The 20590-nt window shown below is 62.9% G+C and carries 24 protein-coding genes and 1 pseudogene; 23 read left to right on the forward strand and 2 right to left on the reverse strand.

The window, feature by feature from the left end; translation table 11 throughout:
• Nucleotides 1-10 precede the first annotated feature (10 nt).
• From proC to AC1DWA_RS27250, 5 genes are all read left to right on the forward strand, one after another.
• Nucleotides 11-826, forward strand: a complete 816-nt coding sequence (gene proC / locus AC1DWA_RS27230; protein WP_019744381.1) for a pyrroline-5-carboxylate reductase — start codon at nucleotides 11-13, stop codon at nucleotides 824-826.
• A gap of 126 nt (nucleotides 827-952) precedes the next feature.
• Complete coding sequence (locus tag AC1DWA_RS27235) at nucleotides 953-1189, forward strand: helix-turn-helix domain-containing protein (protein ID WP_003941845.1); 237 nt, start codon at nucleotides 953-955, stop codon at nucleotides 1187-1189.
• 244 nt (nucleotides 1190-1433) lie between these two features.
• Nucleotides 1434-1535, forward strand: coding sequence for a 30S ribosomal protein bS22 (locus tag AC1DWA_RS27240; protein WP_003402602.1), 102 nt, complete (start codon nucleotides 1434-1436; stop codon nucleotides 1533-1535).
• A 237-nt stretch (nucleotides 1536-1772) separates the two neighbouring features.
• Complete coding sequence (locus AC1DWA_RS27245) at nucleotides 1773-2906, forward strand: NAD-dependent epimerase/dehydratase family protein (RefSeq protein WP_477917307.1); 1134 nt, start codon at nucleotides 1773-1775, stop codon at nucleotides 2904-2906.
• The gene (locus AC1DWA_RS27250; protein WP_477917309.1) at nucleotides 2903-3940 is read left to right on the forward strand and encodes a lysophospholipid acyltransferase family protein; all 1038 of its coding nucleotides are present in this window, start codon (nucleotides 2903-2905) and stop codon (nucleotides 3938-3940) included. The genes AC1DWA_RS27245 and AC1DWA_RS27250 overlap by 4 nt, the downstream gene beginning before the upstream one ends.
• Nucleotides 3941-3955: 15 nt before the next feature.
• On the opposite strand, the pseudogene AC1DWA_RS27255 reads toward AC1DWA_RS27250, so the two are convergent.
• Nucleotides 3956-4855 (reverse strand): annotated as a pseudogene (locus tag AC1DWA_RS27255) (HAD family hydrolase); the annotation flags it as partial.
• 200 nt (nucleotides 4856-5055) lie between these two features.
• Here AC1DWA_RS27255 and AC1DWA_RS27260 point away from each other — a divergent pair.
• From AC1DWA_RS27260 to AC1DWA_RS27315, 12 genes are all read left to right on the forward strand, one after another.
• On the forward strand, nucleotides 5056-5316 hold the full coding sequence (locus AC1DWA_RS27260; protein ID WP_446696250.1) for a glutaredoxin family protein: 261 nt from the start codon (nucleotides 5056-5058) through the stop codon (nucleotides 5314-5316).
• A 140-nt stretch (nucleotides 5317-5456) separates the two neighbouring features.
• Nucleotides 5457-6320, forward strand: coding sequence for a redox-sensing transcriptional repressor Rex (locus AC1DWA_RS27265; protein WP_019744376.1), 864 nt, complete (start codon nucleotides 5457-5459; stop codon nucleotides 6318-6320).
• The gene (locus tag AC1DWA_RS27270; protein ID WP_019744375.1) at nucleotides 6317-7678 is read left to right on the forward strand and encodes a glutamyl-tRNA reductase; all 1362 of its coding nucleotides are present in this window, start codon (nucleotides 6317-6319) and stop codon (nucleotides 7676-7678) included. The genes AC1DWA_RS27265 and AC1DWA_RS27270 overlap by 4 nt, the downstream gene beginning before the upstream one ends.
• Nucleotides 7675-8649, forward strand: a complete 975-nt coding sequence (gene hemC / locus AC1DWA_RS27275) for a hydroxymethylbilane synthase (protein ID WP_029254842.1) — start codon at nucleotides 7675-7677, stop codon at nucleotides 8647-8649. Before AC1DWA_RS27270 ends, hemC begins: the two co-directional genes overlap by 4 nt.
• A 60-nt stretch (nucleotides 8650-8709) precedes the next feature.
• Entirely contained in the window at nucleotides 8710-10272 is a 1563-nt protein-coding gene (locus AC1DWA_RS27280; protein ID WP_003941969.1) for a bifunctional uroporphyrinogen-III C-methyltransferase/uroporphyrinogen-III synthase, read from the forward strand.
• A 76-nt stretch (nucleotides 10273-10348) separates the two neighbouring features.
• Nucleotides 10349-11323, forward strand: a complete 975-nt coding sequence (gene hemB, locus AC1DWA_RS27285) for a porphobilinogen synthase (RefSeq protein WP_477917311.1) — start codon at nucleotides 10349-10351, stop codon at nucleotides 11321-11323.
• A gap of 49 nt (nucleotides 11324-11372) precedes the next feature.
• A complete protein-coding gene (locus tag AC1DWA_RS27290) occupies nucleotides 11373-12038 on the forward strand; it encodes a hypothetical protein (protein ID WP_477847317.1) in 666 nt (221 codons plus the stop codon).
• Between the two features lie 53 nt (nucleotides 12039-12091).
• Entirely contained in the window at nucleotides 12092-12247 is a 156-nt protein-coding gene (locus AC1DWA_RS27295) for a hypothetical protein (protein WP_019744371.1), read from the forward strand.
• Nucleotides 12248-12262: 15 nt separating this feature from the next.
• Nucleotides 12263-12700, forward strand: coding sequence for a hypothetical protein (locus AC1DWA_RS27300; RefSeq protein ID WP_019744370.1), 438 nt, complete (start codon nucleotides 12263-12265; stop codon nucleotides 12698-12700).
• The gene (locus tag AC1DWA_RS27305; protein ID WP_019744369.1) at nucleotides 12693-13208 is read left to right on the forward strand and encodes a hypothetical protein; all 516 of its coding nucleotides are present in this window, start codon (nucleotides 12693-12695) and stop codon (nucleotides 13206-13208) included. Before AC1DWA_RS27300 ends, AC1DWA_RS27305 begins: the two co-directional genes overlap by 8 nt.
• The gene (locus tag AC1DWA_RS27310; RefSeq protein ID WP_279219421.1) at nucleotides 13201-13473 is read left to right on the forward strand and encodes a hypothetical protein; all 273 of its coding nucleotides are present in this window, start codon (nucleotides 13201-13203) and stop codon (nucleotides 13471-13473) included. Before AC1DWA_RS27305 ends, AC1DWA_RS27310 begins: the two co-directional genes overlap by 8 nt.
• Before the next feature lie 31 nt (nucleotides 13474-13504).
• Entirely contained in the window at nucleotides 13505-13786 is a 282-nt protein-coding gene (locus AC1DWA_RS27315; RefSeq protein WP_003942012.1) for a metal-sensitive transcriptional regulator, read from the forward strand.
• A 12-nt stretch (nucleotides 13787-13798) separates the two neighbouring features.
• Here AC1DWA_RS27315 and AC1DWA_RS27320 read toward each other — a convergent pair whose 3' ends face one another.
• On the reverse strand, nucleotides 13799-14410 hold the full coding sequence (locus AC1DWA_RS27320; RefSeq protein ID WP_477847321.1) for a TetR/AcrR family transcriptional regulator: 612 nt from the start codon (nucleotides 14408-14410) through the stop codon (nucleotides 13799-13801).
• 254 nt (nucleotides 14411-14664) lie between these two features.
• Between AC1DWA_RS27320 and AC1DWA_RS27325 the strand changes: the two genes are divergently transcribed.
• Genes AC1DWA_RS27325 through AC1DWA_RS27350 form a run of 6 tightly spaced genes read left to right on the forward strand, consistent with a single transcriptional unit; the run spans nucleotide 14665 to nucleotide 20551 of the window.
• On the forward strand, nucleotides 14665-15408 hold the full coding sequence (locus AC1DWA_RS27325) for a 3'(2'),5'-bisphosphate nucleotidase CysQ (protein WP_477847323.1): 744 nt from the start codon (nucleotides 14665-14667) through the stop codon (nucleotides 15406-15408).
• Nucleotides 15408-16313, forward strand: coding sequence for a sulfate adenylyltransferase subunit CysD (gene cysD / locus AC1DWA_RS27330; RefSeq protein ID WP_019744365.1), 906 nt, complete (start codon nucleotides 15408-15410; stop codon nucleotides 16311-16313). The genes AC1DWA_RS27325 and cysD overlap by 1 nt, the downstream gene beginning before the upstream one ends.
• Nucleotides 16313-18214: a sulfate adenylyltransferase subunit CysN gene (gene cysN, locus AC1DWA_RS27335; protein ID WP_060939074.1), complete on the forward strand. Its 1902-nt coding sequence runs from the start codon at nucleotides 16313-16315 to the stop codon at nucleotides 18212-18214. Before cysD ends, cysN begins: the two co-directional genes overlap by 1 nt.
• A 24-nt stretch (nucleotides 18215-18238) precedes the next feature.
• Nucleotides 18239-18598, forward strand: coding sequence for a nuclear transport factor 2 family protein (locus AC1DWA_RS27340; RefSeq protein WP_477847325.1), 360 nt, complete (start codon nucleotides 18239-18241; stop codon nucleotides 18596-18598).
• Nucleotides 18592-19383 (forward strand): SDR family oxidoreductase, encoded by a 792-nt coding sequence (locus AC1DWA_RS27345; RefSeq protein ID WP_477847327.1) that lies wholly within the window; start codon nucleotides 18592-18594, stop codon nucleotides 19381-19383. Before AC1DWA_RS27340 ends, AC1DWA_RS27345 begins: the two co-directional genes overlap by 7 nt.
• A 22-nt stretch (nucleotides 19384-19405) precedes the next feature.
• On the forward strand, nucleotides 19406-20551 hold the full coding sequence (locus AC1DWA_RS27350; protein WP_477847329.1) for a sulfotransferase family protein: 1146 nt from the start codon (nucleotides 19406-19408) through the stop codon (nucleotides 20549-20551).
• Nucleotides 20552-20590 lie beyond the last annotated feature (39 nt).

A 20590-nucleotide genomic window follows, 5' to 3' on the forward strand; every position in this document is an offset into this window, starting at 1 on the left:
GCTGTTCGCCATGACAAGAATTGCGATTATCGGTGGCGGCAAGATCGGCGAGGCGCTGATCTCCGGGCTGTTGCAGGCCGGCCACGCCATCAAGGATCTGGTCGTCGCCGAGCAATATCAGCCTCGCGCAGACGAATTGATCGCCGAATACTCCATCCGCGTCAGCACGATCGCCGACGCCGCCGAGGGCGCAGACGTCATCGTCATCGCGGTCAAGCCCGGCGACGTCGAATCGGCGCTCACCGCGTTGACGAAGGTCGATCTGGACGGCGACCTCGAGCAATTGATCGTTTCCCTTGCGGCGGGTATCCCGACCGGGTTCTTCGAAACGCGTCTGCCCGCAGGGTTCCCGGTCATCCGCGTCATGCCGAACACCCCCATGCTGGTCGGGGAGGGCGTGAGCGTTCTCTCGCCCGGACGGCACGTCAAGGCCGAGCATCTCGAGCTCGTACGCGGCATCCTCGGCAGCGTCGGCAAGGTGGTCACGGTTCCCGAATCGCAGATCGACGCGGTCACTGCTGTCTCCGGTTCCGGCCCGGCCTACTTCTTCTTGGTTGCCGAAGCGATGATCGATGCGGGAGTCGGTCTCGGCCTGACGCGCCCGGTCGCTACCGAATTGGTGGTGCAGACGATGGTCGGCTCCGCAGCGATGCTCGATCGCACCGGCGACAGCGCGACGGATCTTCGCGCCGCGGTGACGTCACCGGGTGGAACGACGGCTGCGGCACTGCGTCAGCTCGAAGCGGGCGGCCTGCGGACGGCGTTCTTCGATGCCTTGGATGCCGCCAAGTCGCGCTCGGCCGCGATGGGTTCAGCTGCGGAATAGTCGTCCGTTTAGCCACACCCGTCGCTTTAACCCCACCAGTACAGCTAAGCTCGACTTAGTACGTACGTGTCTGTTCCGCCGGAGGGGAAGCCGGCGGCGCGAGTCGTGCTGGAGGTATGTGGATTAATGGTGTCTGCAAACAAGCCGTCCATGGGTTCGTCCCACGACGGAAAGCCGGCAGTGGCCGGCACGCAATTCCTCACTGTTGCTGAGGTAGCAACTTTGATGAGGGTGTCGAAAATGACTGTGTACCGTTTGGTACACAGTGGCGAATTGCCCGCTGTACGAGTGGGCCGTTCGTTCCGTGTACACGCGAAGGCGGTACACGATTACCTCGAAACCTCGTACTTCGATGCCGGCTGACCAGCCGGTTCGAAGAGGATGACCTCGGCGTGAGCCGAGTCGCGGGCACAGCGGTTGCTGTGCCGGAGGCTCGGTTTATGCCGAGTGAGACCACACCGGTACGATGAGTCACTGTCGTACCAGCAAGCTGGTGTCGTAAGGCGCTGAGCTAGTTAAAACGAGGGCCAGGCGCCAATTGCTTGGCGCAGGCGTACGTGACCGGCGTGCGCAGGAACGCTAGAGAAGAACGTGAGGGACACCCGCTATGGGTTCAGTGATCAAGAAGCGTCGCAAGCGCATGTCGAAGAAGAAGCACCGCAAGCTGCTTCGTCGTACCCGAGTACAGCGCAGGAAACTCGGTAAATAAGCAGTACCTGTTGATGCCCGCCGCCCCTTCCGGGGTGGCGGGCATCGATGTATTTCAGGGGAGGGGCGACGTATCTCAGGGGAGAGATGTGTCGGCCGYCTCATTGTCTGGGCGGTTTGTCTTGAATGGCCGAATTTTGGGTAGTCAGCGCGGGACCCCCTCTGCCCGTAAAGTGGGGGAAAATCGCGGGAGGAACGCTTCGGCAGAGCGCGTTTCTACTGGATATGGGGGTACTTGGTGGTTGAAGGTGACAACACTTCAGGGGGCACGACGCCTCGCGTCGTACTGGTGACCGGGGCGAGCAGATTTCTCGGCGGCTACCTGGTGACCAGGCTTGCGCAGAATCCGTCGATAGAGCGTGTCATCGCCGTCGACGCCGTCAGTCCGAGCAAGGACATGATGCGCAGAATGGGCCGCGCGGAATTCGTGCGAGCAGACATCCGCAATCCGCTGATCGGCAAAGTGATCCGAAACGCCGAGGTCGACACCGTCGTGCACGCGTCGACGCTTCAGAAAGCCCCCAAAGCCGGCAGCCGCGCCGCGATGAAGGACATGAACGTCATCGGCGCCATGCAACTGTTCGCGGTCTGCCAGAAAGCTCCGACGGTTCGCAAGGTGATCCTGCGCTCGGCTTCGGTCGTCTACGGGTGCAGTGCCAAGGATCCCGCTCAGTTCACCGAAGAAATGAGTGCGCGCCGCCGGCCGCCGGGCGGATATGCCCGCGACAGCCTCGAGATCGAGGGATACCTCCGCGGGATGGGGCGTCGGMGCCCGGACATCTCGGTCGGGATTCTGCGGTTGGCGCCGTTGATCGGACCTCAGCTGACTGCAACCGTCGGGCACTACGTCACCGCCCCACTCGTGCCCACCATCGTCGGGCGCAACGCGCGCCTGCAATTGCTCCACGTCGAGGATGCCCTCGCGGCGCTGGAGAAGGCGACTATCGGCCACGCCTCGGGTACGTACAACATCGCCGGCGACGGAGTGGTCATGATGTCGCAGGCGATCCGCCGGGCAGGCAGGGTGGAAGTTCCCATGCCGCTCGCTCTGTTCCGTAGTGTCGGGAGCGCGTTGGTGGGGTCGTCCATGAGGCTCTACACCGACGAGCAACTCGAGTACTTCCGGTTCGGCTGCGGACTCGACACCACTCGCATGCGCAGCGAGTTGGGGTTCGAGCCGCGATGGACCACCATGCAAGCACTCGACGATTTCATGCGTGCGATGCAGACGCGCCGGATCATCAAGTCCGAGTGGATCGATCGGGCAGAGAATGCGTTGACCACCATCCTCGGCGGTGACACTGCCGAGGCGAGCGTAAGTGCAGACGTGATGCACATGCCGTTGTCGGGACGAAGTGCGGTGAAGGGGTGACTGACGTGGCGAAGGTAATTCCCCTGCGGCCCAGCGCAACTCACACCGGAAAGTCGGAAGCTTCTCGTTCGCGTGAGTCCGTCACCGGCGCGGAGCGTGACGTCCGTGAACAAAGTCAGCGTCGGCATCCGTCCGGAGTGCCGTCGGCGGCCGACCATGGTGGTGAGAGCACGTTCGTCGATGCGGCCAGGTCGGCGATCGTCGACCAGATCGCCTCGGCAGCAGAATTTTTCCGACGTCGGGTGTCCGGCGACTACGAGGTCGACGAGTTCGGATTCGACCCGCATTTTGCGGACAACGTCGTCATGCCCGTGCTGCGGCCGTTGTTCGAGAAATGGTTCCGCGTCGAGGTCAGCGGGATCGAGAACATTCCCCTCACCGGGGGAGCGTTGGTGGTTGCCAATCACGCCGGTGTCATCCCACTCGACGGGCTGATGACGTCGGTTGCCGTGCACGATCATCATCCGGCGCATCGTCCACTGCGAATGTTGGCTGCGGACATGGCTTTCGAAATGCCGGTGGTGGGCGGACTGGCGCGCAAAGCCGGCCATACGTTGGCGTGCAACCCCGACGCCGAGCGTCTGCTCAACGAAGGTGAAGTCGCGGCCGTGTTCCCGGAAGGATTCAAGGGCATCGGGAAACCGTTCAGTGAGCGGTACAAGTTGCAGCGGTTCGGGCGCGGTGGCTTCGTGTCGGCCGCAATGCGAACCGGTGTTCCGATCATCCCGTGCTCGATCGTGGGCTCGGAGGAGATCTATYCGAAGATCGGTGATCTCACCACACTCGCACGCGTTCTCGGTTTGCCGTATTTCCCGGTCACACCTTTGTTTCCGCACCTCGGGCCACTCGGCCTGGTTCCATTGCCGTCGAAGTGGTACATCGAGTTCGGAAAACCGATCGTCACCGACACCTTCGAGAGCGGTGCAGCCGACGATCCGATGGTCCTGTTCGAGGTCACGGACCACGTCCGAGAAACGATTCAGCAGACGCTTTATCGGTTGTTGGCCAAGCGGCGCAACGTCTTTCTCGGCTGAGTTCGGTGCGGGGGGCTTTCGTCCGGTGCGGAAATCACGAACTTCCCAACCGCGGTTCTTCGCGAGTTCACGAAGGTCTGCGTCGGGATTGATCGCCACCGGTGTCCCCACCAACGAGAGCATCGGTACGTCGTTGTGGCTGTCGGAGTAGGCGGAACAGCGCTTGAGATTGAGGCCTTCACGCACCGCCAGCGTCCGCACGGCGTGAGCCTTGCCCATTCCGTGCAGGATGTCGCCGACGAGTCGGCCGGTGAAGACTCCGTCCTCACTTTCGGCGACGGTGCCCAAGGCGCCGGTCAATCCCAGTTTCTCAGCGATGACCTGGGCCAGTTCGACCGGAGTTGCCGTCACCAACCACACCTGTTGTCCGGCGTCGAGGTGCATCTGGGCCAACGCCCTCGTGCCTGGCCAGATCTTGTCGGCGATGACCTCGTCGTAGATCTCCTCGCCGAGGCGGGCGAGTTCGGCGGTGGATCGACCGGCCACAAAAGACAGTGCTTTCTCGCGGCCTTCGGCGACGTCGTCACTACTTTCTCGGCCGGTGACGCGGAATTTGATCTGCTTCCACGCGAAATCCACCAGATCCGAGGTCTTGAGATACTTGCGTGCAGCGAGACCACGGGCGAAGTGGATGATCGATGCACCCTGCACCATGGTGTTGTCGACGTCGAAGAATGCGGCGGCCGTGAGGTCGCGCGGAACGGCCGGGGGCTCTTCGCCGGTTTCCGGTTCTGTGGGGTTGGCAGCTTCGTGCAATGCCAGAGCTGCATCAGCGCTCGCCTCGCCGGCGAGATTGGCTCGAACTTCCGACTCACTCGGGCCCAGCGGATTCTTCACATGGCGACGTCCGGGGAGAATGACCCCGGCAAGCCCTGATCCGAATCCGGAGCCGTTCGGTAGTGATCGCGCAGGCACCCGCACCTCCCGTGTTGCATTCTCGAGCAGAGAACTCTTCGAGTCAGCCTATCCTCCGCGATGAGGCCCGATGGGTTGGATGGTGACCTTCCCTGTGGTGTGTGACGTTCCTCTCCGCCGATTTGGTACCGAGCGGGGCTCCGGAGGCACACTCGACCGATCAAGTAGATGGCGTCCCAGTAGAAGAAAGGTATGCGTCGATGACTGCAGCTACGCATGAAGTGACCCTGTTGACACGCGCAGGATGCGCGTCCTGTGTCGGCGCGGCGGAGGTACTACGGCGGGTCTGTTCCGAGTTCGAGCTGGAATTGACGTGCATCGACGTAGACGAAGCTGCCGCGACGGATCCAGAGCTGAGAGCGGAGTACGGAGACAGATTGCCGGTCATTCTTCTCGACGGACGCGAGCACGGTTACTGGGAAGTTGACGAAGAGCGCCTTCGTGGCGATTTACGCAAGTAAGGCAACCCTCAAAGTTGTCCGCGGAGCCGCTTTGCAGGTGAACGGCACATCGAACCCGTCTCGAGCAACTTTGTGCATGGGTTCACAAGCGGTTACCGTGGTGTGAACATTCCCCCGGAGCATCGTGGAGGTCGACAGTCGTGTCGACCGGACGAGGAGCCAGCGACGTGACCGAACCGCACCAGACGCATGAGCCTGTGGCTCAGCGCGTCACCGGCGCTGCGGGCTCTTCTGTCACCGACTCGATCGCTCAGGATCGCGTCATCCCCCAGGCTACGGTGACGCGCTTGGCCGCATACCTGCGGGTCCTCGGAGTGATGTCCGACCGGGGTACCTCCATCGTCTCGAGCGAGGAACTTGCGCAGGCGTCCGGTGTCGGATCAGCGAAGTTGCGCAAGGATCTGTCATTCCTCGGACCCAACGGCGTCCGCGGCGTCGGATACGACGTCAACAGGCTCCGCATCCGCATCGAGCGTGCACTCGGACTCGATCGTGGGCACAAGGTCGTTCTCGTCGGAGTCGGAAACCTCGGCAAGGCGCTGGTCGGCTACGGCGGATTCAGCCGCCGCGGTTTCGAGATGGTCGGACTCTTCGACAGTGACGCAGATCGAATCGGAAGCACAGTCGGCGACCTCGTGGTGCGCAGCACCGAGGAACTGACCGTCGCCTGCCGCGAATTGAACGCGACCATCGGCGTCATCTCCACACCGGACGAGGCCGCGCAGGGCGTGTGCGACCAGTTCGTCAGCGCCGGACTGCGCTGCATCATGAGTTTCTCGCCGATCGCCCTCGACGTTCCCGACCACGTGGAACTGCGACGCGTCGATCTAGCCGTCGAGATGCAGGTTCTCTCCTTCAACAGTGCGCGCAACGCCGATCAGGCATCCAGTGCGCCGCGAGTACGAGTGGCTCACGCCGCATCCGCTTCGTCAGTCCCATCCACCAGTTCACCCGCTCCGGTCGGAGCAGGTTCGACAAGAAACGGATCAGTGATCGCGCCGTGAGTGTTCTGCTTGTCGGGGTCTCGCATCGAACCGCGCCCGTCCCGGTGCTCGAGCGAGTAGCTGTCACCGACACCGATCGTCCGAAGCTGATCGACAAGCTTCTGGCGTCTTCGCACATCTCCGAAGCGATGATCGTCTCCACCTGTAACCGGGTGGAGGTCTACGCGGTGGTGGACGCGTTCCACGGTGCGCTCACCGAGGTCGGTGAAATCCTCGCCGACCATTCAGGTCTCGACCTGACGGCGCTGCACGCTCACGCCTACGTCCGCTACAGCGAAGCAGCGGTCGAACATCTCTTCGCCGTGGCCAGTGGCCTCGATTCGATGGTGATCGGCGAACAGCAGATTCTCGGCCAGATCCGTTCGGCCTACGCATCTTCGGATGCGCAGCAGGCAGCCGGACGCGTCGTCCACGAACTGGCTCAGCAGGCACTGCGCGTCGGCAAGCGAGTGCATTCCGAAACCGGAATCGACTCAGCGGGAGCATCAGTCGTATCCGTGGCTCTTGATCGTGCAGCGGGCATCATCGGTGAGGGCGGCCTCGTCGGCCGCACTGCCGTGGTTGTCGGAGCAGGCTCGATGGGCGGTCTGTCGGTTGCGCATCTGACTCGCGCCGGAATCGAACGCATCGTCGTCGTCAACCGGACACAGGAACGCGCCGAGCACCTGGCAGAGACGGCACGCTCCAACGGCGTCGACGCCGACGGTGTTGCCTTCGATCAGCTTTCGGCCGCGATGGCGCAGGCAGATGTCATGGTCACCTGTACCGGCGCGGTCGGGGCAGTGGTCACCCTGGCGGATGTGCACCGCGCACTCGCCGAGCCCGATCGCGACAACACCAAGCACCTGGTCATCTGCGACCTCGGGCTGCCGCGCGACATCGATCCCGCCGTCGCCGGCCTGCCGGGTGTCACCGTTCTCGACATGGAGACGCTGCAGCGTGATCCGGCGGCAGGCGCAGCCGCTTCCGACGCAGATGCCGCACGCACCATCGTCGCCGGCGAACTTGCGACCTACCTTGCCGGACAGCGCCTCGCCGAGGTCACTCCGACCGTGACGGCTTTGCGTCAGCGCGCCGCCGACGTCGTCGAAGCCGAACTGATGCGGCTCGATTCGCGTCTGCCCGGCCTGGACGATCCGCAGCGCGACGAGGTTGCACGCACCGTGCGACGCGTCGTGGACAAGCTTCTCCACGCCCCGACCGTGCGCGTCAAGCAACTGGCGTCGGCCCCCGGCGGCGACTCCTACGCAGCAGCGCTGCGCGAACTCTTCGAACTCAGCCCCGGATCTCCCGCGGCCGTGGCCACACCCACCGACCTGGTGGACGGCGACCGCACTGGAAGGGACCTGCAGGCATGAGCGTCACCACCCCTCGATCGGGGAGCCCGCTGCGGATCGGCACTCGCGGAAGTCTTCTCGCGACCACGCAGGCCGGTACCGTGCGCGATGCCCTCATTGCAGCGGGGCATCCCGCCGAGTTGGTCATCATCAAGACCAAGGGCGACCAGTCCACCGATCCCGTCCAGAAGATCGGCGTCGGAGTGTTCACCGCAGAGCTTCGAGAAGCTTTGCTGGACAACCGCGTCGACGTTGCTGTGCATTCCTACAAGGACTTACCGACCGCGCAGGATCCGCGTTTCGTCATCGCGGCGATTCCGCCACGCGAAGATCCGCGTGACGCGCTCGTCGCCCGCGACGGTCTGGTCCTCGGGGAGCTTCCGGCCGGTTCCAAGGTGGGAACCTCCGCGCCGCGCCGCGTTTCGCAGCTCAAGGCACTCGGGCTCGGCCTCGACATCGTGCCGTTGCGGGGCAACCTGCAACGCCGTCTCGGCAAGGTCGAATCCGGTGAACTCGACGCCGTGATCCTCGCTCGCGCCGGCTTGTCCCGTATCGGTCTGCTCGATCTCATCACCGAGAACATCGAGCCCGTGCAGATGCTCCCCGCTCCGGCGCAGGGCGCTCTGGCCGTCGAATGCCTTTCTGTCAATGCGGAATTGGCGGCGATCCTGGCTGAGCACGATGACGCCGGTACCAGGGCGGCAGTCACTGCCGAGCGTGCACTTCTCGCCGAGCTGGAAGCGGGCTGCACCGCTCCGGTCGGAGCGATCGCGGAGATCGTCGAATCCCTCGACGACGACGGCAGAATCTTCGACGAACTGTCGGTACGCGGCTGCGCAGCCGCCATCGACGGTTCGGACGTCATCCGTACCGGCGCAGTCGGTGCGCCGGACAAGGCCGAGGAACTCGGCCGAGCGGTAGCGCGCGAGTTACTCGAACTCGGCGCCCGAGAGTTGATGAACGTGACTACAGGCGAGGCAGCCGATGTTTGACGCCCCACTTTGCACTTGCACCAAGTTCCCATTTCGATACAGCGCACTGGAGAATCACCGATGACCCGAGTCCGAAAGAACACTCCCGGACGGATCCTGTTCGTGGGATCGGGACCGGGCGACCCCGCCCTGCTCACCGTTCGCGCACGTGACGTCCTCACCGGCGCCGCAATGGCATTCACGGATCCGGACGTCGACAAGGGCGTCGTCGCGCTCGTCGGCATCGACATGGGCCGCGACGAGGAGACCGGCGAGCTGATCGCGGACGTGCGTCCGGCACTCGGTGAGCCTGCCGAGGTTGCAAAGACATTGGTGCACGAGGCCAAGAACGGCCACGACGTCGTGCGTCTGGTCTCCGGTGATCCGCTGACCACGGATTCCGTGATCGCAGAGGTCACGGCAGTCGCCCGCACGCAGGTTCAGTTCGAGGTTCTCCCGGGTCTGCCTTCGGGTTCGGCTGTGCCGAGCTACGCCGGTATGGCGCTCGGCTCGGGTCACACCGAGGCCGACGTTCGCGGTGAAGTCGACTGGGCTGCTCTGGCCGCTGCACCGGGACCGCTTGTTCTGCACGCGACGTCGGGACATCTCGCCGAGACCGCCAGCGCGCTGGTCGAGAACGGCTTGGCTCCGCAGACGCCTGCTGCCATCACCGTCCGCGGCACCACTCGTCAGCAGCGAACCGTCGAGGCAACTCTCGCGACGCTCAACGAAGCCGGATCCGAACTGGTGGGCTCGCTCATCGTCACCGTCGGCAAGGTTGTCGCGCAGCGCAACAAGATGTCGTGGTGGGAATCGCGCGCTCTGTACGGCTGGACTGTCCTCGTGCCGCGCACCAAGGATCAGGCCGGCGAGATGAGCGACCGTCTGGTCACTCACGGAGCGATCCCGATCGAGGTTCCGACCATCGCCGTCGAGCCGCCTCGCAGCCCGGCTCAGATGGAGCGTTCGGTCAAGGGCCTCGTCGACGGTCGTTACCAGTGGGTGGTCTTCACTTCCACCAATGCGGTTCGCGCAGTGTGGGAGAAGTTCGAGGAGTTCGGTCTCGACGCTCGCGCCTTCTCCGGCGTGAAGATCGCCTGTATCGGCGAAGCAACCGCAGCCAAGGTCCGCTCGTTCGGCATCAACCCCGAGCTGATCCCGACCGGTGAGCAGTCCAGCGAAGGCCTGCTGGCCGAATTCGCCCCGTACGACGACGTTTTCGATCCGGTCAACCGGGTTCTGTTGCCGCGCGCGGACATTGCAACCGAAACCCTCGCCGAGGGCCTGCGCGAACGCGGTTGGGAGATCGACGACGTCACCGCCTACCGCACCGTCCGGGCGGCGCCGCCGCCGGCCGAGACCCGCGAGATGATCAAGACCGGTGGATTCGACGCCGTCTGCTTCACCTCGTCCTCGACCGTGCGCAACCTCGTCGGCATCGCCGGCAAGCCGCACGCCCGCACGTTGGTCGCGTGCATCGGCCCGAAGACGGCCGAAACCGCTATCGAGTTCGGTCTGCGCGTCGACGTGCAGCCCGAGACCTCGCAGGTGGGACCGCTGGTGGAGGCTCTCGCCGAGCACGCAGCTCGGCTGCGCGCTGAAGGTGCTTTGCCGCCGCCGCGTAAGAAGTCCCGCAGGCGCTAGCGCACCCGTGAGCGGTTGAGGAGTCTGTGGACTCCTCAACCACTCACAGGGTTCCGACGAAGGAGGGCTACTTCTCGTGTTTCCCACTCATCGCCCTCGCCGGCTCCGGCGCACCCCAGCGCTCCGGCGACTCGTGGCAGAGACCTCGCTCGAACCCCGACACCTCGTGTTGCCGATGTTCGTTGCAGACGGCATCGATGCGCCGCGTGAGATCAGTTCCATGCCAGGCGTTTTCCAGCACACGCTCGATTCGCTGCGGTCCGCCGCGGTGGAAGCAGTGGAAGCCGGCGTCGGTGGTCTGATGCTCTTCGGCGTCCCCAAGGCGGAGGACAAGGACCCTCAGGGCTCCGGTGCCTCCGATCCCGACGGCATCCTCAACGTCGGATTGCGCGCTCTGGCAGAAGAACTCGGTGATTCGACGGTCATCATGGCCGATACCTGCCTCGACGAGTTCACCGATCACGGCCACTGCGGCGTGCTTACCGCCGCCGGCGCCGTCGACAACGACGCAACTTTGATCCGGTACGTCGAAATGGCTCTCGCGCAAGCTGAATCGGGTGCGCACCTGCTCGGCCCCAGCGGCATGATGGACGGTCAGGTGGCCGCGATCCGCGGTGCGCTCGATGCATCCGGGTATGTCGAGGTCGGTCAGCTCGCCTATGCCGCGAAATATGCGTCAGCGTTCTACGGGCCGTTCCGTGAAGCCGTCGGATCCTCACTGCAAGGTGACCGTCGTACTTATCAGCAGGACGGCGCCAACCGCCGCGAGTCGATGCGCGAGGTAGACCTCGACGTCGCGGAGGGCGCTGACATGGTGATGGTCAAGCCTGCAATGTCCTACCTGGACATTCTGCGTGAGACCGCCGACCGGTCTCCGGTTCCGGTCGCGGCGTACCAGATCTCGGGGGAGTACTCGATGATCACCGCGGCCGCGCAGAACGGGTGGATCGACCGGGACGCGGCGATTCTCGAATCGCTCAYCAGCATTCGCCGCGCCGGTGCCGACGTGGTCCTCACGTACTGGGCGTCGGAAGTTGCCGGATGGCTGTGACGGAGTCGCGCATGGTGGCTGCACCGGTATCGACCGATACGCTGGTGTCATGACCGAGCAGTGGCCGCCGTCGCGCCAGGAACCGCCCCGCCGGGAACCTCCCTACGAGAACCAGCCGTTCGAGAATCAGCCGTACCGCGAACTCGGACCGATGCCGACGGGTCAGATCCCGGGATACGGCCCCGGTTACAACGGATACCCGGGCCCCCAGCCGAAACCCGAGCCGCCCACGGACGTCGTGACTGCGATTCAGTTGTGGTGGGCTGTGACGGCGCTGGGATTGGTCCAGGGCGGCGCGATGATCTGGATGCTGCTCGGGCAGAAGTCGATGTTCGTCGACGAGATGCTCAGGAACCAGGCGGCTGTCGATGCCGGTCTGACACGCTCCGACGTGGAGGGCATGTTCCCACTGGTCATCGTGTTCTCCGCTGTCCTGGTGGTGATCGTCACCGCGGTGTTCCTTTTGTTCGTGCGCTCGATGAGTCGTGGCAAGAACTGGGCTCGAATGTTGCTGACGTTCTGTGGAGTCTTCATGTTGGTCTCTGCGATCCCCGTGATCTTCGGGCTCGGCGGCGACGGCGGCGCGGCGACTCTGCTGTTCGGCGGAGCGGAAATCCTGCAGGCAGTTGCTGCTGTCGGGGCGATCGTGATGATGCACCGAAAAGAGTCCAATCCGTACTTTCTTCGTTTCCCCCGGCGGGGAACCGATAGGTAGCTCGGGGTACTGTGAAACGGGTCACTGCAGTAGTAGGGGAGAGGTCGTAGACAATGAGTTCTCAGGAAGCCCTGCGCACGGAAAGCACCCACGACGCTCCACTGCGCCAACGTGGTTCACGGACCGAAGTGATCTTGTTCGCGATCCTTGGAGCCTCTGTTCTGGTGACACTCCTGGTGCTCATGATTCCGGGCATCGTCAGCGGATAGCGCACACTTGAACCCGTGAGTATCTCTACGAAGGTCCGGCGCCCGACGGCCGTCGAGGCAGCATTCTGGCTGTGGATCGCCAGCGCGTTCCTACTCATACTCTTCGGCCTGATCAATGTCACCAGCGCCTCGTATTCGCTGCGTGAACAATTCACCGATCAAGGCGTATCGGCCGGAAACATCGACATCTACGTCACCTTCGTGCGGGTGTCCGGGCTGGTTCTGCTGTTGACCGGCCTTGCGATCGGCGGCCTCGCCGGTCCCACTCGCGCCGGAAAACCTCTCTGCCGACGGATCCTGGTGATCGTGTCCGGGGTGTTCGCTGTGCTGCAGATCGCGCTGGTCGTCGCTGGGATCAGTACCGTGCTCGCGCTTGTCGTCCCCGTCATGCTGATCTGTGCCTGCGTCGCGATCTACCGCGACACCACCCGAAGTTGGTTCGCCCGTGGCTGACCGTGCTCCTGAAATCGGCCCGGACGTTCTGTACTACGAACCGGGATCTCGGTGGTGGGCCATCGCGTTCGGTCCGATCTTCTGCCTGATCGCCTTGGTCATCGAGCTGTTCACCGGCCCGGTGGTGCATTGGTTCGGTCTGGCGATGTTCGCCGTGATCCTCACCGGCTTGGTGTACGTGCAGGTGATTGCCGCGCGCCGGCATGCGAGTGTGCTTCTGACCGCGACCACGTTGCGTCAGGGAACCGAAGAGGTGCCGATCACCGAGATCGCCGAGGTGTTCCCGGAGTCCGACGACGCTGCCTACGAGGACGAAATGGAACCGTGGGAAACGGCACGCGCGCTGGGTGAGCTGTCCGGAGTGCCCCGGCGTCGGCACGGTATCGGCTTGCGTCTGACCACCGGGGGATTGGTGCGAGCGTGGGCGAAAGACGATCGGGCACTTCGCGAGGCGTTGAGCCAGGTTGTCACGGTCGGTGTGGAACCGGACGGGTCTGCCGATGATTGAGGCCCAGCCAACTCCGCTCGTCGACGTGAAGACGTGGATCGGTGTACTCGGTATCGTCGCCGCCACGATTCTGGCGGTCGTGTGCTGGCGAGCGGGTACGACGACGTCCGACTTCGGACCGATACTGGAGGGCGCTCCACCGTTCGAGAGCACGCACTACGACGGTCTCTGGATCTCGGGCGCCGGGTTGTCGATTCTGGTTGCGGGGATGATGGCCATCGATGTCGTGCGCCGCGTCCGGGTGGGCTTCGTCGCATCGCAGTAGCCCTCATACGGGTAGGGGGTATAGTTGCGGTATGAGTAGTTACAGCCCCGAGCAGGACGATCTGCTCAAACGCCTTCGTCGTATCGAAGGTCAGGTAGCCGGAATCTCGCGCATGGTCGCAGACGACCGGTACTGCATCGACGTGCTCACCCAAGTGTCCGCCGCGACGAGCGCGTTGCAGTCCGTATCCCTGAAGCTTCTCGACGCCCACCTTGCGGGCTGCGTCGTCGAAGCTGCCAAGCAGGGTGGTCCGGAAGCAGACGTCAAGATCAAGGAAGCTCAGGCGGCCATCGCTCGCCTCGTTCGTTCGTAAGGTGTCGGTCCGTCACTCCGTGATGGACCGCGCGAGCGCCCGGGCGGAGAAGCTCACGAAGTACTCGGGTGTGACTTCTTTGGCGATGTTGATGACGATGGTGTCCGACAGGCCTTTGAGTCCGGAGAGCACGAGATGGATCAACGCGGGGTCGTCGATCAACCGGCTCCCTTCGGCTGCAGCAGATTCGGTGAGCGCTCGAATCAATGCCGAGTTGTAGACCGCTACGGATGCGTGAAGTTCCCGCATGCTTTCTCGGTCGGACCCGGCCATGCCTTCGATGTCGCGCCAAGTGGTGGTGAGTCGACCCACCCGTGCCCAGTGCCGAGCAAACTCGGAAATCATGGACTCGAGTAAGGCGCTCAGTCCCTGCTCGCGGGGGAGCGAGTTCACGAAGTCCGCCATTTCCAGCTGACTTTCGCTGAGGAGTGCGGCGAAGATGCCCTGCTTGTCGACGAAGTACTGGTAGATCAGTCCGGTGCTGGTGCCGGCTCGTTTGGCGACCGCGCGGATGGTGAGCGCGGAGTAGCCTCCCTCGTCCAGAAGCGAGATCGCCGCGTCGAGTGTTCGGCGCCGACGCACTTCGGCGTCACCGTAGATCGACTTGCTGCTGGCACTGCTCATTTGATCACCGTAGTCGGGCGGCTCGGCATCCTCAATTTACATCGAACGCTGTTCGTTGTTGAACGCCACCCAAAATCCAAAGTGATGTAGATCATAGAATTAACATTGTTCGAAATAGAATGAACATTGTTCATTCTGGTGTTACGGTATGGCGCAGACCACATCGAGGCCAGTGCAAAGCGCTGGACACTCTGCGGTCGGCCTGACCTTTCTTCCCGTATCGATCGGGAGGTCTACACAGTTGTGGAGTACCTATGACACGCACTAACGATGAACGCGCGGCGATCGACATCGCCGCTGCGGCGGGAGAACTTCTGCTCGACCATCGGAAATCCCTCGGCGAAAACGACGGTGATGTCGCGACTTTCAAGAACGCGTCCGATCGGCTCAGTCACGAATTCATCGTCGCCGAACTTGCCCGACGCTTTCCTGCGGATGCAGTGCTGTCGGAGGAAGGGGCTGACGACCTCGCGAGGCTGAAGGCGGATCGGGTGTGGATCGTCGACCCTCTCGACGGCACCCGTGAGTACGGCGAGGCCGGACGATCGGACTGGGCCGTTCATGTTGCGCTGACCGAAAACGGTGTCCTCACAACAGGTGCGGTCGCAATGCCTGCCCTTGGCGTCACCTATTCGAGCAGCGATGATCGAGCCGAACGGGATGCCGCGACGCCGGTTCGAGTCGTCGTATCGCGGACGCGTCGTCCAGAACCGGTCATGCGCATGGCCGACGCGATGGGCGCGGAGTTGATCGAGATGGGCTCTGCCGGCGCCAAAGCGATGGCGGTTGTATCCGGAGAAGCAGACATCTATGCACATGCGGGAGGACAGTACGAGTGGGATTCGGCGGCGCCCGTTGCCGTCGCACGCGCTGCGGGACTGCATGTTTCGCGTATCGATGGCAGCGAACTGCGCTACAACCAGGAAAACCCGTGGTTGCCGGATCTGCTGATCTGCCGACCTGAACTCGCCCCGAAAGCACTGGAGGAACTGGGCTGATGACCGCGACACTGACGCACCTCGAACGACTCGAAGCCGAGAGCATTCACATCATGCGTGAAGCTGTTGCCCAGAGCGAGAACCCGGTGATGTTGTACTCGGTGGGCAAGGACTCCGCTGTAATGCTGCATCTGGCGCGCAAGGCCTTCTATCCGTCGAAGCTGCCGTTTCCGCTTCTGCACGTCGATACCACGTGGAAGTTCCGTGAAATGTACAAACTTCGTGACAGTACCGCTGCTGCAGGCGATCTCGATCTGATCGTCCACACCAACCCGGACTGCGTGAAGCAGGGGATCAACCCGTTCACTCACGGCAGCGCTGTCCATACCGATATGTGGAAGACCGAAGGCCTCAAACAAGCCCTCGATCACTACAAGTTCGACGCTGCATTCGGCGGCGCCCGCCGTGACGAAGAAAAATCCCGCGCCAAGGAACGCATCTTCTCGATCCGATCAGCTGCGCACCGTTGGGATCCCAAGCAGCAGCGACCGGAACTGTGGCGGATGTACAACGTCCGCAAAGCGCCGGGCGAGAGCCTGCGCGTCTTCCCTCTCTCGAACTGGACCGAGCTGGATGTGTGGGAATACATACGCCAGGAAGAGATTCCGATCGTTCCGCTGTATTTTGCCGACAAGCGGCCCGTCGTCGAGCGGGACGGTGCGCTGATCATGGTCGACGACGACCGGATGCCGTTGCTGCCGGGAGAGACTCCGGAACTCAAGAGCGTTCGTTTCCGTACCCTCGGCTGCTACCCGCTGACCGGAGCCGTCGAATCGACCGCAACGAGCCTGACCGAGATCATCTCGGAAATGTTGCTCACCACCACTTCCGAACGCCAGGGACGGGTCATCGACCACGACTCCAGCGCGTCGATGGAAAAGAAGAAGCAAGAGGGGTACTTCTGATGACTGTTTCCTCGGATTTGATCGCTGACGACATCGAGGCGTACCTCGAACGTCATGCAAACAAGAGCATGCTGCGATTCATCACCTGCGGCAGCGTCGACGACGGCAAGAGCACCTTGATCGGCCGTCTGCTCTACGAATCGAAACTCGTCTTCGACGACCAGCTGACGGCGCTCGAAGCCGATTCGCGCAAGAGCGGAACCCAGGGGGAGGGGCTCGATTTCGCGCTCCTGGTCGACGGTCTCGCCGCCGAACGTGAGCAGGGCATCACGATCGACGTCGCCTACCGCTACTTCACGACCGAGCGACGCAAGTTCGTCGTCGCCGATACTCCGGGGCACGAGCAGTACACCCGAAACATGGTGACGGGCGCGTCGACCGCCGATCTTGCTGTGATCCTTGTCGATTCCCGCAAGGGGATACTGACTCAGACCCGCCGGCACTCGTATCTGGTGTCGTTGCTGGGGATCAAGCACGTGGTGCTTGCCGTGAACAAGCTCGACCTCGTCGACTACTCGCAAGAGGTCTTCGATGCCATTACCGCGGATTACGCAGAGTTCGCTCACGAGATCGGTCTGGACGGGTTCGTCGCCATCCCGCTCTCGGCATACATGGGTGACAATCTCACCGAGCGCAGTGCGAATACCCCGTGGTACTCCGGACCAAGCCTGATCGAGCATCTCGAAAGCGTGGACATCGACGATGCTGCCGCCGCGGCTCCGTTCCGGATGCCGGTGCAGTGGGTCAACCGGCCGGACCTCGACTTCCGCGGATTCTCCGGCCAGATCGTTTCCGGCACCGTATCTCCCGGAGATCCCATCCGCGTGCTCCCCAGTGGAAAGACGTCCACAGTCGAGCGCATCGTGACCATGGGTGGCGACCTCGACGTTGCCGGTGCGGGCCGCTCGGTCACCATCACGCTCGCCGACGAGATCGACATCAGTCGCGGTGATGTGCTGTCCATCGGCGACAATCCGCCGGCCGTAGCCGATCAGTTCGAGGCCTGCATCGTCTGGATGGGTGAGGCTCCCATGCTGCCCGAACGGCCGTTCCTGTGCCAGATCGGTACCGTGACAGTCACTGCGCGCATCACCAAACCGAAACACAAGATCAACGTCAACACTCTCGAGAAGACCGCAACGACTACTCTCGCGCTCAACGAAATCGGTGTCTGCAACCTCAGTTTCGATCGACCGGTCCCGTTCGACCCGTACGTCGGCAACCGTGACACCGGTAGCTTCATCCTCATCGACCGCCTTACCAACGGCACTGTCGGTGCGGGCATGATCACGCACTCGCTGCGTCGATCGGACAACATTCACTGGCAATCCGTCGACGTCGACGAGGCCGCGCACACCAGGCTCAAGGGACACCAACCCGCAGTTCTGTGGTTCACCGGTCTCTCCGGTTCGGGAAAGTCGACCATCGCGAACGATGTCGAGCGTCAACTGCACGCACTGGGCGCACACACCTACCTCCTCGACGGAGACAACGTCCGTCACGGGCTGAATCGAGACCTCGGATTCACCGAAGCCGACCGCGTCGAGAACATCCGTCGCGTCACCGAGGTCACCCGACTGATGGCGGACGCCGGTCTTATCGTGCTCGCGTCCTTCATTTCACCGTTCGAGGCCGAGCGTCATGCCGCCCGTGAATTGATCGGCGACGAACAGTTCGTCGAAATCTTCGTCGACACCGCTCTTGCCGTCGCAGAGGAGCGAGATCCCAAGGGTCTGTACAAGAAGGCTCGACGTGGCGAGTTGGTGAACTTCACCGGAATCGATTCGCCGTACGAACCGCCGCAGAACCCTGACATTCACATCGACACCAGTGTCACGACGACCGAGGACGCTGCGATCGCGATCGTCGACCATCTCCGCGCCCGCGGAACCATTTCTTGATCCGCCTGAACACGAGGAGCGTCCATGCCTGACAGGGCTGAAATAGTTTCTGCCGTAGAAGATTACGTCAAGTGTCTCGGAAGTCACGACGTCGACGGCCTGGTTGCGCTGTTTGCGCCCGACGCAGTTCAACACGAACCGCTGGGGGTCCGGACCTACCGCGGAATCGACGAGATTCGCGAATTCGATACCGCGAACGCGCAGGTCGATTTCACAGTCAGCCTGCTCGGCCCGATTTCGGTGACGGGAAAATACGCAGCAATGCAGCTTCGGGTACAGCGCGTCGGGATGGCCGACTTCGCTGCCTCCGACCTGTTCGAGTTCGACGAGAACGGCAAGATCGTTTCTCTGAGTGTTGTTCTCGATCCGCAGGCACTGTGCTGACCCATCAGGGCCTGCTGGCAGGCAAGGTTGTCGTGGTCTCCGGAGTGGGCCCGGCGCTGGGTCGTTCGATTGCGGTGCAGAGTGCGGCGGCCGGAGCAAAAGTTGTTCTGGCCGCCCGCACACCCGAGCGTTTGGAATCTGTGGCAACCGAGATCCGAGACCGCGGCGGAATTGCACTGGCCATTCCGACCGATCTCACCGACGTCGATTCGATCTCCTCGTTGGCTGAGACTGCGCTCGCAGAGTTCGGCGGCGTGGACTGCCTCGTGAACAACGCCTTTGTCCAACCGGCGCAGGTCTCGCTCCTGGACGCCGACGTGGCGTCCATCCAGTCGGGCATCGACATCAACTTGCTCGCGGCGTTGAACGTCACCAGAGAATTTGCTCCGGCATTGATCGAGTCGCACGGGTCCGTCGTGATGGTCACGTCCATGGTGTTGCGCAACCAGCTTCCCGGGTTCGGGGCCTACCGCATCATGAAATCCGGGCTCCTGGCAATGGCACGCAGTTTGTCGATCGATCTCGGTCCCAAGGGCGTTCGAGTCAATTCGGTTGCTCCCGGCTATATCTGGGCGGACTCGGTCAAGAACATGTTCGAGAAGAAGGCGGTGGCGGCAGGAGTCGACCCCAAGGTGATCTACGACGAGATCGCAGCGGGCGCCGATCTGCGCCGATTGCCAGAGCCAGATGACATCGCGAACGCTGTCGTCTTCCTCTTGTCCGATTCAGCCAGGGCCATCGCCGGGCAATGTCTCGACGTCAACTGCGGTCACACGCACCACTGATCAACTCATACAAGGACTAGCCATGACACAGGATTACGACGGCATCGGTTCCATCGATGACCTGCACCAGGCTGCGCGCGAGGCGGCCGGGTACAAAAACTTCGGCAGCGACAGTTATCTCGAAGGACTTCGAGTTCTCCTCGAGTCGTTCCAGAACGAGGCCGACCTCACTCCTCACGGCACGGTGATCGCTCGCAAGATGATCGTCGGAGCGCTCGCGGGTCGCCTGACCAGTGAGGCCGGATTCGCGAAATATCCAGAGCACGTCGATGTTCCGATCGAACGCCCGATCTTCGTAGTCGGGTTGACCCGCACCGGCAGCACCGCTCTGCACCGTTTGCTCGGTGCCGACCCGGCGCATCAGGGCGCCGAGATGTGGCTCGCCGAGACGCCGCAGCCGCGCCCCGAGCGCGACAAGTGGTCGGAGAACGAAGATTACGTTCGCTCCGACGCCTTCTACCGTGCTCGCCAGCGCAACGAAGCGGACCTGATGAAGGTGCATTTCATGGGGGCGGAGGAGGTCGAGGAATGTTGGCGTCTGCTGCAGCAGACGCTGCTCTCCACCGCGTTCGAAACTGTTGCGTACGTGCCGAGTTACACGCAGTGGCTGGCGGAGCAGGATTGGACCGAAACATATGCGCGGCACAAGAAGAACCTGCAGTTGATCGGGCTGCACGACCAGGACAGACGGTGGGTGCTCAAAAGCCCGAGCCATGTCTTCGCGATCGACGAGATCATGGCGGTCTATCCCGACGCGTTGTTCGTTCGCACGTTCCGTGACCCGTTGACATCGATGGCGTCCACCTTCAGCCTCGTCGAGCAGGGCGGACACGACATGTCGAGGGCCTTCGATCGTCCGGCCATCGGGCGCACGCAACTGGAGTTGTGGGCGCGAGGGAATGCGAACTTCAACAATGCACGTAGCCGTTACAACCCCGATCAGTTCATCGACGTCGACTACAAGGACTTCATCGCCGATGCGGTCGGCACCGTCGAGAAGATCTACGCGCAGTTCGACCTGCCATTCACTGACGAGGCTCGCGCAGCGGTGGAGGCGTCGCATCAGGCGAGCCTGGCCGAGCACCGCCGTCCGTCGCATCGCTATTCGCTCGAGGAGTTTGGCGTGAGCGCCGCCGACGTCGAAGCGAAGTTCGCGACCACACCCTGAAGCCCTCCGGCCCTGTGCGCCTTTTTGGTAGTGCCGACT

The sequence above is a fragment of the Rhodococcus sp. P4_F3_2 genome, assembly GCF_056401335.1.

What these genes read in the sequence shown, in the direction of transcription:
- proC (WP_019744381.1), top strand. Translation starts at nt 11, where the DNA reads ATGACAAGAATTGCGATTATCGGTGGCGGCAAGATCGGCGAGGCGCTG.
- AC1DWA_RS27235 (WP_003941845.1), top strand. Translation starts at nt 953, where the DNA reads ATGGTGTCTGCAAACAAGCCGTCCATGGGTTCGTCCCACGACGGAAAG.
- AC1DWA_RS27240 (WP_003402602.1), top strand. Translation starts at nt 1,434, where the DNA reads ATGGGTTCAGTGATCAAGAAGCGTCGCAAGCGCATGTCGAAGAAGAAG.
- AC1DWA_RS27260 (WP_446696250.1), top strand. Translation starts at nt 5,056, where the DNA reads ATGACTGCAGCTACGCATGAAGTGACCCTGTTGACACGCGCAGGATGC.
- hemC (WP_029254842.1), top strand. Translation starts at nt 7,675, where the DNA reads ATGAGCGTCACCACCCCTCGATCGGGGAGCCCGCTGCGGATCGGCACT.
- AC1DWA_RS27280 (WP_003941969.1), top strand. Translation starts at nt 8,710, where the DNA reads ATGACCCGAGTCCGAAAGAACACTCCCGGACGGATCCTGTTCGTGGGA.
- AC1DWA_RS27290 (WP_477847317.1), top strand. Translation starts at nt 11,373, where the DNA reads ATGACCGAGCAGTGGCCGCCGTCGCGCCAGGAACCGCCCCGCCGGGAA.
- AC1DWA_RS27295 (WP_019744371.1), top strand. Translation starts at nt 12,092, where the DNA reads ATGAGTTCTCAGGAAGCCCTGCGCACGGAAAGCACCCACGACGCTCCA.
- AC1DWA_RS27310 (WP_279219421.1), top strand. Translation starts at nt 13,201, where the DNA reads ATGATTGAGGCCCAGCCAACTCCGCTCGTCGACGTGAAGACGTGGATC.
- AC1DWA_RS27315 (WP_003942012.1), top strand. Translation starts at nt 13,505, where the DNA reads ATGAGTAGTTACAGCCCCGAGCAGGACGATCTGCTCAAACGCCTTCGT.
- AC1DWA_RS27320 (WP_477847321.1), bottom strand. Translation starts at nt 14,410, where the DNA reads ATGAGCAGTGCCAGCAGCAAGTCGATCTACGGTGACGCCGAAGTGCGT.
- AC1DWA_RS27325 (WP_477847323.1), top strand. Translation starts at nt 14,665, where the DNA reads ATGACACGCACTAACGATGAACGCGCGGCGATCGACATCGCCGCTGCG.
- cysD (WP_019744365.1), top strand. Translation starts at nt 15,408, where the DNA reads ATGACCGCGACACTGACGCACCTCGAACGACTCGAAGCCGAGAGCATT.
- cysN (WP_060939074.1), top strand. Translation starts at nt 16,313, where the DNA reads ATGACTGTTTCCTCGGATTTGATCGCTGACGACATCGAGGCGTACCTC.
- AC1DWA_RS27340 (WP_477847325.1), top strand. Translation starts at nt 18,239, where the DNA reads ATGCCTGACAGGGCTGAAATAGTTTCTGCCGTAGAAGATTACGTCAAG.
- AC1DWA_RS27350 (WP_477847329.1), top strand. Translation starts at nt 19,406, where the DNA reads ATGACACAGGATTACGACGGCATCGGTTCCATCGATGACCTGCACCAG.